An 8729-nucleotide genomic window follows, 5' to 3' on the forward strand; every position below is an offset into this window, starting at 1 on the left:
TCGCCGACGGGATCACCCAGCTTCAGGGGGTCAAAATTGGACGCCGATAAGGGGTCAAACTTCCGCGCCGATTGACACGCCACCTCCCGACAGACCAACGTTCTGCGCACCGCGATGCCCGTCGCGCCGTCGCGCGAAGGCGCCGAGTTGCCCCACACTTTGGGGCGACTAGCGTCCGCGGTCGAACTCCTCGCCCCCCGGTCGCGCATAACCAAGCCTCGTCAAAAGAGCGGCCGAATTTGAAATTTCGAGCGATGTAGCTATATTGGCGACAATGCTCGGAAGGGATACCCGTGGCTCGCAACCCCAGCGTCTCTCTCACGCCTCATCAGGAAGCGTTCGTCGGCTCACTCGTCGCCAGTGGCCGTTATCATGGCGTCAGCGAAGTCGTTCGTGCGGGCTTGCGCCTCCTCGAAGAGAAGGAATCACAGCGCCAGGCCGTGCTGGGGCGGATCGAAGCTGCGGTCGCGGAAGGGCTTGCGAGTGGGCCGCCGACCGAACTCGAGGATATCGAGACGATCATCGCGAAGGCCGAAGCCGAGATCGCCGCGGAACGCGGCTGATCCTTGTCCCGCATCGTGAAGCGCCCGGCTGCCGAGCGCGACCTCATAGAGATCTACAAATACATCGCTTCAGAGGCGCCTTCCCGGGCAGACCCGTTCCTGCGGCGCCTGGATGAGAAGATCCGCATGCTGGCCGGCGCGCCTGGCGTTGGGGCGGTTCGCTTGCCGCATTATCCTGACGTGCGGATGTTTCCAGTCGGAAGTTATCTGATCCTCTATCGACCTCTGGCTGAGAACGCCGGCATCGAACTCATCCGGGTGTATCACGCCGCCAGGGATTGGCAGGTTTTGGCGGAAGACGATCTCCCGTAGCAGAAGCTGCCGGCATCATGCCAACATGTGTGCATGTAAGCATGTTGACATGACGCTATGCAATCATGACTGCATGTTAACATGTTTGCGGTTCAACGGGGTGTCGCTTGCTTCGCGTGGAGCCTGCCTGTGAAGACCATTGCCCTCATCAACCAGAAGGGAGGCGTGGGGAAAACGACCCTCGCGCTTCACCTCACCACCGCGTTTCACCTGCATGGACTGAATGCGGTGCTCCTCGACCTCGATCCACAATCGAGCGCCACCGAGTGGTTCGACATTCGCACCGACGAGGTGCCGCCTGTGCGCGCGATCCAGCCCTCCCGGCTGGAGAAGACACTCGAACAGGCCCGTGACATCAACACCGACGTGATCGTGCTCGACACCGCACCCCACACCGAATCGGCGGCCCTAGCCGCCGCCCGTGCGGCTGATCTCATCATCGTACCGTGCCAGCCGAAAATCATGGACCTTCGGGCCATGCGCCGAACCGCCGATCTGATCCGGATCGTGAAGGTGCCCGCCTTTGTCGTTCTCAACGGCGTCCCGCACCAGGGTTCGGTCGCCGACGAAGCCGCGGAGGCCATCACCGCCGACATCGGCCTTGCCGTCGCGCCGGTGCGTATTGGCTACCGTGTGGCGTATGACCGCTCGCTGATCTCCGGTCAGACGGCCCAGGAACTCGAGCCGCAGGGAAAAGCCGCGCAGGAGATTGAGGCCCTCTACATGTGGGCATGTGAACATGTTGGCATGACAGCAGCAAAGAGGAGAAGGCCATGAGCAGTCGATTCACGAAGGGCCTCAAATCCCTCGGCGCCGATGAACCGAAGGCTCGCAAGGCGATGGAGCGCGAGGCACCCTCTGCTGATATTCCCCGCGCCGAGGCGCCGGAGACGTCAGCGATTTCCTACATGGCCCCCAGCCGGCGGGGGAAAAAGGCGGTCACGGGATATTTCGATCCTGCCGTTCGCCAGCAGCTCGCGGTGCTCGCAGCAGAGGAGGGGCGCTCCCAGAACGACCTCCTGGCCGAAGCGCTCAACATGCTGTTCGAGCGCTACCGGCGCTCTCCGATCGCCAAAGGGTAGTGACCGGGCGCCGAGCAGGACAGGCGAGACCCCCGCAAGATTGACCGGGCGTGCCAGGACTTCGACCGACCGGCTTCCGCTCAAGGCGGGCGAGCGCCTTCGTCGAAGAACGATCTTTCACCTCGTCTTCCAACGCCGGCGGGGTGAGAATGCCATGCTAACATGCCAACATGCCGTCATGACAGCATGTTGGCATGTTGTCATGTTTCACCTTCGATCAGTCGCTTCAGACCACGGGGCACCCGCCCCGGCTTGGAGCGGTCGCGGAACAGCGTGACCAGCTCATACGGACCGTCCCGGTTCACGATGACGCTGTACTCCGGCAGCGGCTGACGCTCGGCGATCCGACGGATGTCCAGCGCGAAATTCCGCAAGGGCCTCGTCGAACCGGACCGCTTGTGAAGCGTGTCCATGCGGAAAGAGAAGCCGGGAAAGTCCGCCTTCTCCGGAACTGCCTTGCGGGCCAGCCGGTAAAGCCAGCGCTCCATGCCGCCGGTCAGGTCGAAATAATCCGGGTGGATCGCAAGGATGCTCTTGCGGGACAGGATGGAGTTGTAGAGCCAGGGCGTCAGCTCGATGGTCCACGGTCGCGCCGGATCGGGAGGCATCTTTCCGAAGACCTCCAGATCCTCCTTCGTCATCAGCGCCTTCTTGTACTGCATCGGGATCCAGAACCCCGAGATCCACCGGAAGGCGCCGAGGCCGCCATCCTCGGCCCGGATCGTCGTGCGCACCGATGTCGAATAGAGGCGGTCGATCGCCGCCGCGAGCTGGCGGTAGTCGCCACCTCCGGTCTTCCGCCGCATGTACCGAAGCGCGTCGTATGGCGCGAACTGGATGCGCGGGCTCGTCGGCAGACCCTGCTCGATCGCGTCGTTGACGTGGGCCTGGGCGAAAACGATGAGATCCCAGTCCCAGATGTTGGCAAGCCCCGTATGCCGCTCCGACGAGATCCGGACCTCCGTGCCGTTGCGCTCGTCCGAGAACACGATCGGCTTCGTCCGCCCCTTCTGGATCGAGAGAAACGGATACTCCATCACGTCGCGCTGATCCCGCAGTGGCGGATCATAGGCGACGACCTCAAACATTTCGGTTTGGAGCGCGGGGACCATGGCAGTCAGCCTACCAACTGCACGCGATAACCCGAAAGGAAAACATCGGGTTATCGCGTGCAGCCTGTGGAAAGACTCGGGTTATCGCGTGCAGCCTGACTCGGGTTATCGCGTGCAAAGACTCGGGTTATCGCGTGCAGGAAGGTGGTCTAACCAATTGATTTTAATGAGGAAGCGGATTCCTAAACTCTTAAACTCTATTACTACGTAATAGATTCTTAAACGACGAGGTTGTGGCGTAATCGATGATTGGCTGGCCAAAACTCAATGAACGAACCCCCTCAAAGTCCCCGCCCACCACCACGCTCACGAGCCTTACGCTCGGCATTCTTCCGCTCTTGCTCAGCGCGCTCATGCTCCTGCCGATTGGCCTCAGCTTTCCGCGTTGGACCCTCTGCCGCGCGATCCGCATGCTCCACCCTGCTGCGACCACTGTGCAGGGGCTTGGAAAGGCAAGGCGGCTCCGCCTTGACCGCCACACCCGCCCGAGCCTGCTCCCGAGTGTCTCGATAGACGGCAGCGATCTCATCGTGCATCCGGCCGAGCACACTCTGACGACGCTCAGGCGCCTCCCTGAAGGCACCACGTCGCTGGCGAGCCCGTGCCCGCTCCCGCGCCTCAGCCGCGCCGTACTGCTCCGCCAGGGCCTTTGACGGCACGCCTCCCGAGTAGCGTTCCACCGTCGCCTCGCCGTTGACGTCGTATCGCTCCGCGATCCGGCGAACAGCCTCTTCGGCCGCTGTCTTGAGAGCAGTGCTCTTCGCATCGGTAGCCACGAACCCTTCGTAGCGGCCATGCGTGGCCGCTCTCTGAAAGTCACTCAGTTCCGAGCCGTTCATGTGCGGCCCTGCCTCGGTTTTGAGCGCTGCCACCTGTCGCATCAGCCGGATGCGGTCTGGCCCGTCAGGAAAGTCGGCGAGCGTTTTGTCCATCTTCGCGAACCGCGCTCGCGTTTCGGCACGCACATGGGCCAGTTGCCTGCCGATGTCGGCGTTGTCCTCGGGCCTCGTCCGTTCGCTTTGCTCCGAAAGGGCCTGCCCAGCCGCGATCGTAGTGGCGACGCGCTGCAGCGCCTTCGCGGTGTCCGGAGAACCGTGCTCCAGCAGCTTTGCCTCGGCAGCGAAACGCCGGGCGTAGTGGATGATCGCGGCCGCGGTCCGGATCGCCGAAACCTCCGAGTGTTTTGGCGGGGCAGGGGCACGCCCGTCACTGACGGCACGGCGGTATTCGGCATCCGGCACCGTCCGGTCGTGAACGCCGCGGGCAAAGCGTGGCGTCGCCTCGAGGTCGATCCCTTCGGCCTTGCCTACCTCCACGGCGAGCTCACGCATCGCCTGATAGTTGAAGGCGCTGCGCTTGGAGACCTTCAGCCATGTGCCGTTGTCGAGGCCACGCCGGTGCACGACGACGTGGATATGCGGGTGGTCGCGGTCAGTATGGAACGCCGTGTAGTAGTCGAAGCTGTCGCCGCCATAGGCGCCGGAGCCGAACATCTCCTCGGCCCACGCGCGGCCGGCTCTCTCGGCCGCCGCCGCGTCAGTCCCCTGCGAAAAGCTGACGATGAAGTGCGAGGTGCGGTCCGCGCGGGCCTCACCGTCGGTCGGCATGGCCCAGGCACGCACCATATTCGCGACCTCCTCGTCGTCGATGGCGATGCCCATGAAGCGCTCCGAACGCTGCAGCTCCACCCCGCCCTGACGCGCCAGATAGGTCATCTGCGCCTTCAGCCCGGCGACGTTCCGCGCCCCGCCGGTCCGAACCATCTTCACCACGGCCTGAGCGCTGTGCCCTGGAACGCACGGCGGCATCGGCGCTCCGCCAGGCGCGATATCCTCCTGATGCGCCGCGGCGATGGACTGCCGCATGGCCGCGCGTCCGAGATCGATCTCGCCCCAATCCTCGCCCATGACGGCGTCGACGGCGGAAACGTAGGCCGGAGCCGCCCTCCCTTTCGCCAAAAGCTCGAGGACCGGTTGCCTCACGAGGACGACGCCTTGCGCAGTCGCGCCTCGCCGTCCGTGCGCCGGGTCGCGGTCTCGGTGAAGGTGCGAAGCTCCGTATCGAGGCGCGACAGCGCCTTCCCGAGGTCTCTGCGCTCCTCCATGAAGGCACGATAGTCCGGGTCGTGGGTCCGATTTGCGGACTTGGCGATCTGATTCACGTTCCGCGCGATGCCCGCAATCTGCGCCTGGAGGTCCTTGAGGACGGCGAGCGTCTCGGCATCGCCTTCCAGAAATCCGCCGATCCGACGCGCCGCGATGCGCAACGCGCGGTTCCGTTTGAGGCCGACTTGGGCGATCGCCGTATCGAATGCGACGAGCTCAACCTCCGTCATCTTCACCGAGACCGTCTTCTCGGCCCGTTTGGGCGCCGGGTTGGAGGCGTCGGTCGTCCACGAACCACTTGAGAATCGGCGGTTCGGCCAGGGCGGCTGGCGGTCGGGATCATTGGTCATGGGGGAGGGTCGAGACGGTGAGGTGGGCTATAATCGCGAAAGTTCTACTTTCCGATATATCCTGCCTTGTACTTCGCCTCAACCCAATGAATTGAATACGTGCGTCAGTACGACTTTGCGTTTTTGATCGAGTACATGAATACGTGAATGATGCTTTGAGTTTTTACGCTTAAGTGCGTCTGAGAATTTACGCGTCTGCAGAGGTATGGCTTTACGCCGATGCGGATCCACGTGCCTGCGCGAGTGCGTTTCCGCATCCATGCGGCTCTGCGTGGTTACGCCGATACGCCTTTGCGCTCATGCCCTTCTGCCGGACTGTGGGCATGCGGGTCTGCGCCTCCGTTCTGCTGCATTTTTGCGGTTTCACGCCTTTGAAACAGTGCGTTACACGGATGCCGGGCGCGGCATCCGACCGAACGAGAGGCCGATGAAAATCATCGCATTCACATCGCTCAAAGGCGGCGCCGGCAAGAGCACCGCCCTGATGGCCGCCGCCTCCGTCCTCGTCGAGGCGGGTCTGCGCATCGCCTGCTTCGAGGCCGATGACAACAGACCCCTCGCCGTCTGGAAGAACAACGGTACCTCCGAAAAGACCTGGGACGACAACTGCCGTCTCTATCCCGCCTTCGACACCGACCAGTTCGCCACCGCCGTCGAGCACGCCACGACCGACGGCTGCGAGATCGCCCTGGTCGATACCCGCGGCGGCGGCTCCGATCTCAACCAGGCGATTCTCCTCAACGCCGACGTCGTCGTCATCCCGACGAGCCTCTCGGTGATGGAACTCGACGAGGCGCTTCAGACCCTCAAATATGTCATCGAGGTCCACAAGGCGGCCGCAATGGAGGCGCCTGCCGGGCTGCTGATCAACCGTATCCCCACCACCAGCTTGTCGAGCCGAGAGCGATACAATCTCGAGCTCCTGGCCGAGATGCCCGTCCTCGACACCACGCTGCCGACCCGCCGCGCCTACGCCGACATCAAGGCGCTCGGCCATCTCCATCTCTACCATCGCCAGTTGATGAAGCAGTCCTCGAAGCGGGTCATGGCCAGCCACATCCGTCTCGCCCTCGTCGAGGCCCGCAAACTGACCGCGGAGCTCTTGGATGCGGCCGGCGCCCCCGCCCTGGTCGCCTGACCATGGCCATCAAGCTGCCGGGACAGGGTGTCCCGAAGTGGCACGAGCTGCGCGATCGGATCGGTTCCGAGAAGAGGACCAGTTACGACGGCGGTCCTGCCGGGTCGGCACCGGCTCATGCGGCGAAGCCGTCTCTAAAGCTCGCGCCCGCCGGACCCACGTCAAATCCCGATCGGGAGGGCAAGGAGATCGCTCCGACCCCGGTGCCCCCGGCGGCCGCAACCGTGGTCCTGAAGGCGCTCGTGCGCTTCCCTGAGCCCGGCCAGAGCGCCCGCTACGACGAGGCCGTCATCCACTACGGCGAGAAGCGTGCCCTCCAGATGACGTTGCGGTCCGCCCTCGCTGCCTACGACAGCGCCTTGCGCGCCGGTGCCGTCACCGAGGCGCTGCCCGCCTACCCGGTTCGACCGGGCGGCATCCGCGTCAGCCGCGCGATGACCGAGGCTGGCTTCGCCACGGCCGCCGCTCTCCTCGATCCCCTCGACATGATGCCGCCCGCAACCCTTGCTGGCGACATCTGCCGCAACGCCATCGTCTGGTTCTTCGCGCGGACATAGGACCCGAGATGCTGCGGGCGCAGGACAAGCGGCGCAAACGTGAGGACAGGGAGCCGATGGGACGGACCAAGCGTCAAGGCGACGGAGAATTGCACTGAGGGACGCCGGGAGCCGCTGACGCGGCTGCGGGGACTGTCTGCCCCCGGCGCGCGTCGCGCGCTCCCCCGAGGATATTTCCAGAAGATGATTGGCGCGCGTGGTCGTGCCTACGCGAGCACCTCCGCCATGAGGTCGGCGTGACACACGATCGTGCGCACATAGGCCCCCTCCATGCGACGATGCCATTGGCCTCGTCGGCGCGTGCCGCTCGGCACATTTACAACAAATGTTGCCAATGTGCCGAGCGGCAGCCTATGTTGAGGATGCCAGAGGAGATCATCATGCCCAGGCTTTCGATCGACATCAGCCCTCAGGAGCACCAGCAGCTCAAGGCCATGGCCGCGCTCAAGGGGCAGAGCATCAAGGATTACGTGTTGGACCGCGCCCTGGTCGACATGCCCGACCCGGCGACCATGACCGACGCCGAGGCGCTGCAGGCCCTCAAGGCGCTGCTGACTCCGCGCCTAGCCGAGGTCGACGCCGGTCAGGTGATGACTGCCACCGCCGACGACATCAAGCGGGAGGCTCGGCGCCGCCAACGCCTCAAATGACCCCCTACCGCTTCACGGCCTCTGCGCATGAAGACCTCGTCGACATCTGGCTCTACACGCAGGAGACTTGGGGCGAGGCCCAGGCGGACCTCTACCAGGATGCGCTCCATCGATGCTGCGAGCGGGTTGCCAGCGGCGAGGTTAAGGCCCGGTCCCTGCCGGGGCTCGAGAGGGTCCGATCACACCGCTGCCAGCACCACGTACTGTTCTTCGTCGAGCAGGATCAGGCCGTCGTCATCGTGGCCGTGCTGCACGAGCGGATGAACCTGATCGAACGCTTGCAAGAGCGACTGTGAAGTGAGTGGGCACACGAAGGGCGATGGAGGGCGTGGGCGTCCCACGCGTCTCCAAAAATGGACCGTTTTTGAGAGGGCGCCGTCAGTTCATACGAAACGGGCGAACCCGTCTGCGGCGTCGGATTCTCAAACTACTAACGAGATCGCTGGAGGGGTTCGATCAGCATTGACCAAAACATTTCCGCGACCCCTTCCGGACTGAGTTGGGCCTCCTTCTCGCCTCCGCGAAACAAGTGTGACATCCCCAGCGCCGTCATGAACAGCGACTGCTCATCCGCTCCCACTGATGGCTTTGCTGTCTTCCCCAAATCTTGGGCCGCGCGCCGAATTGCTCGAGTAATATCGAGAAACGCATCGTCCCAGTCGGGCCATTTGGTGACTGGCTTACCATCGGTCGGTGCAGCGAGCAGTTCTGGAGGTTAGCGTCCACGGAAGTGGTGGAGTTTCGGGAGTAGGCCGGGGTGGCCATCGGGACGTGCGGGTACGGTGTGATCCGGCGTGGAATTTTGACCCCATAGAGCGGGGGATCGGCGTCCAATTTTGACCCCCTGAGGCGCGGGTTGC

The 8729-nt window shown here is 63.8% G+C and carries 11 protein-coding genes; 8 read left to right on the plus strand and 3 right to left on the minus strand.

The annotated features are described in order from the left end of the window. Nucleotides 1-293 precede the first annotated feature (293 nt). The 4 genes from DLJ53_RS34230 to DLJ53_RS34245 all read left to right on the plus strand — a co-directional run bounded on the left by DLJ53_RS34230 (nucleotide 294) and on the right by DLJ53_RS34245 (nucleotide 1957). The gene (locus tag DLJ53_RS34230) at nucleotides 294-563 is read left to right on the plus strand and encodes a type II toxin-antitoxin system ParD family antitoxin (protein WP_111352788.1); all 270 of its coding nucleotides are present in this window, start codon (nucleotides 294-296) and stop codon (nucleotides 561-563) included. Between the two features lie 3 nt (nucleotides 564-566). Further along, nucleotides 567-875 carry a type II toxin-antitoxin system RelE/ParE family toxin gene (locus DLJ53_RS34235; protein ID WP_111352789.1) on the plus strand — a complete coding sequence of 103 codons (309 nt, stop codon included), beginning with the start codon at nucleotides 567-569 and terminating at the stop codon, nucleotides 873-875. A gap of 129 nt (nucleotides 876-1004) precedes the next feature. Beyond that, a complete protein-coding gene (gene parA / locus DLJ53_RS34240; RefSeq protein ID WP_111352790.1) occupies nucleotides 1005-1652 on the plus strand; it encodes a ParA family partition ATPase in 648 nt (215 codons plus the stop codon). After that, nucleotides 1649-1957, plus strand: coding sequence for a ribbon-helix-helix domain-containing protein (locus DLJ53_RS34245; protein ID WP_111352791.1), 309 nt, complete (start codon nucleotides 1649-1651; stop codon nucleotides 1955-1957). The genes parA and DLJ53_RS34245 overlap by 4 nt, the downstream gene beginning before the upstream one ends. A gap of 200 nt (nucleotides 1958-2157) precedes the next feature. Here DLJ53_RS34245 and DLJ53_RS34250 read toward each other — a convergent pair whose 3' ends face one another. The 3 genes from DLJ53_RS34250 to DLJ53_RS34260 all read right to left on the minus strand — a co-directional run bounded on the left by DLJ53_RS34250 (nucleotide 2158) and on the right by DLJ53_RS34260 (nucleotide 5524). Further along, nucleotides 2158-3069, minus strand: coding sequence for a replication initiator protein A (locus tag DLJ53_RS34250; protein ID WP_111352792.1), 912 nt, complete (start codon nucleotides 3067-3069; stop codon nucleotides 2158-2160). A 281-nt stretch (nucleotides 3070-3350) separates the two neighbouring features. Beyond that, a complete protein-coding gene (locus DLJ53_RS34255) occupies nucleotides 3351-4976 on the minus strand; it encodes a relaxase/mobilization nuclease domain-containing protein (protein ID WP_146620198.1) in 1626 nt (541 codons plus the stop codon). Between the two features lie 71 nt (nucleotides 4977-5047). Continuing rightward, a complete protein-coding gene (locus DLJ53_RS34260; RefSeq protein WP_111352794.1) occupies nucleotides 5048-5524 on the minus strand; it encodes a DNA mobilization endonuclease VirD1/MobC family subunit in 477 nt (158 codons plus the stop codon). A gap of 427 nt (nucleotides 5525-5951) precedes the next feature. Here DLJ53_RS34260 and DLJ53_RS34265 point away from each other — a divergent pair, with 427 nt between their 5' ends. From DLJ53_RS34265 to DLJ53_RS34280, 4 genes are all read left to right on the plus strand, one after another. After that, on the plus strand, nucleotides 5952-6662 hold the full coding sequence (locus DLJ53_RS34265) for a nucleotide-binding protein (RefSeq protein ID WP_162409839.1): 711 nt from the start codon (nucleotides 5952-5954) through the stop codon (nucleotides 6660-6662). A 2-nt stretch (nucleotides 6663-6664) separates the two neighbouring features. Beyond that, the gene (locus DLJ53_RS34270) at nucleotides 6665-7219 is read left to right on the plus strand and encodes a VirC2 family conjugal transfer protein (RefSeq protein ID WP_111352796.1); all 555 of its coding nucleotides are present in this window, start codon (nucleotides 6665-6667) and stop codon (nucleotides 7217-7219) included. Nucleotides 7220-7599: 380 nt separating this feature from the next. Next, nucleotides 7600-7869 carry an antitoxin gene (locus tag DLJ53_RS34275; RefSeq protein WP_111352798.1) on the plus strand — a complete coding sequence of 90 codons (270 nt, stop codon included), beginning with the start codon at nucleotides 7600-7602 and terminating at the stop codon, nucleotides 7867-7869. Then, complete coding sequence (locus DLJ53_RS34280) at nucleotides 7866-8165, plus strand: type II toxin-antitoxin system RelE/ParE family toxin (RefSeq protein WP_111352797.1); 300 nt, start codon at nucleotides 7866-7868, stop codon at nucleotides 8163-8165. The genes DLJ53_RS34275 and DLJ53_RS34280 overlap by 4 nt, the downstream gene beginning before the upstream one ends. Nucleotides 8166-8729: the final 564 nt, after the last annotated feature.

Origin of the sequence: Acuticoccus sediminis (assembly GCF_003258595.1) — a bacterium.
Classification (GTDB): Bacteria; Pseudomonadota; Alphaproteobacteria; order Rhizobiales; family Amorphaceae; genus Acuticoccus; species Acuticoccus sediminis.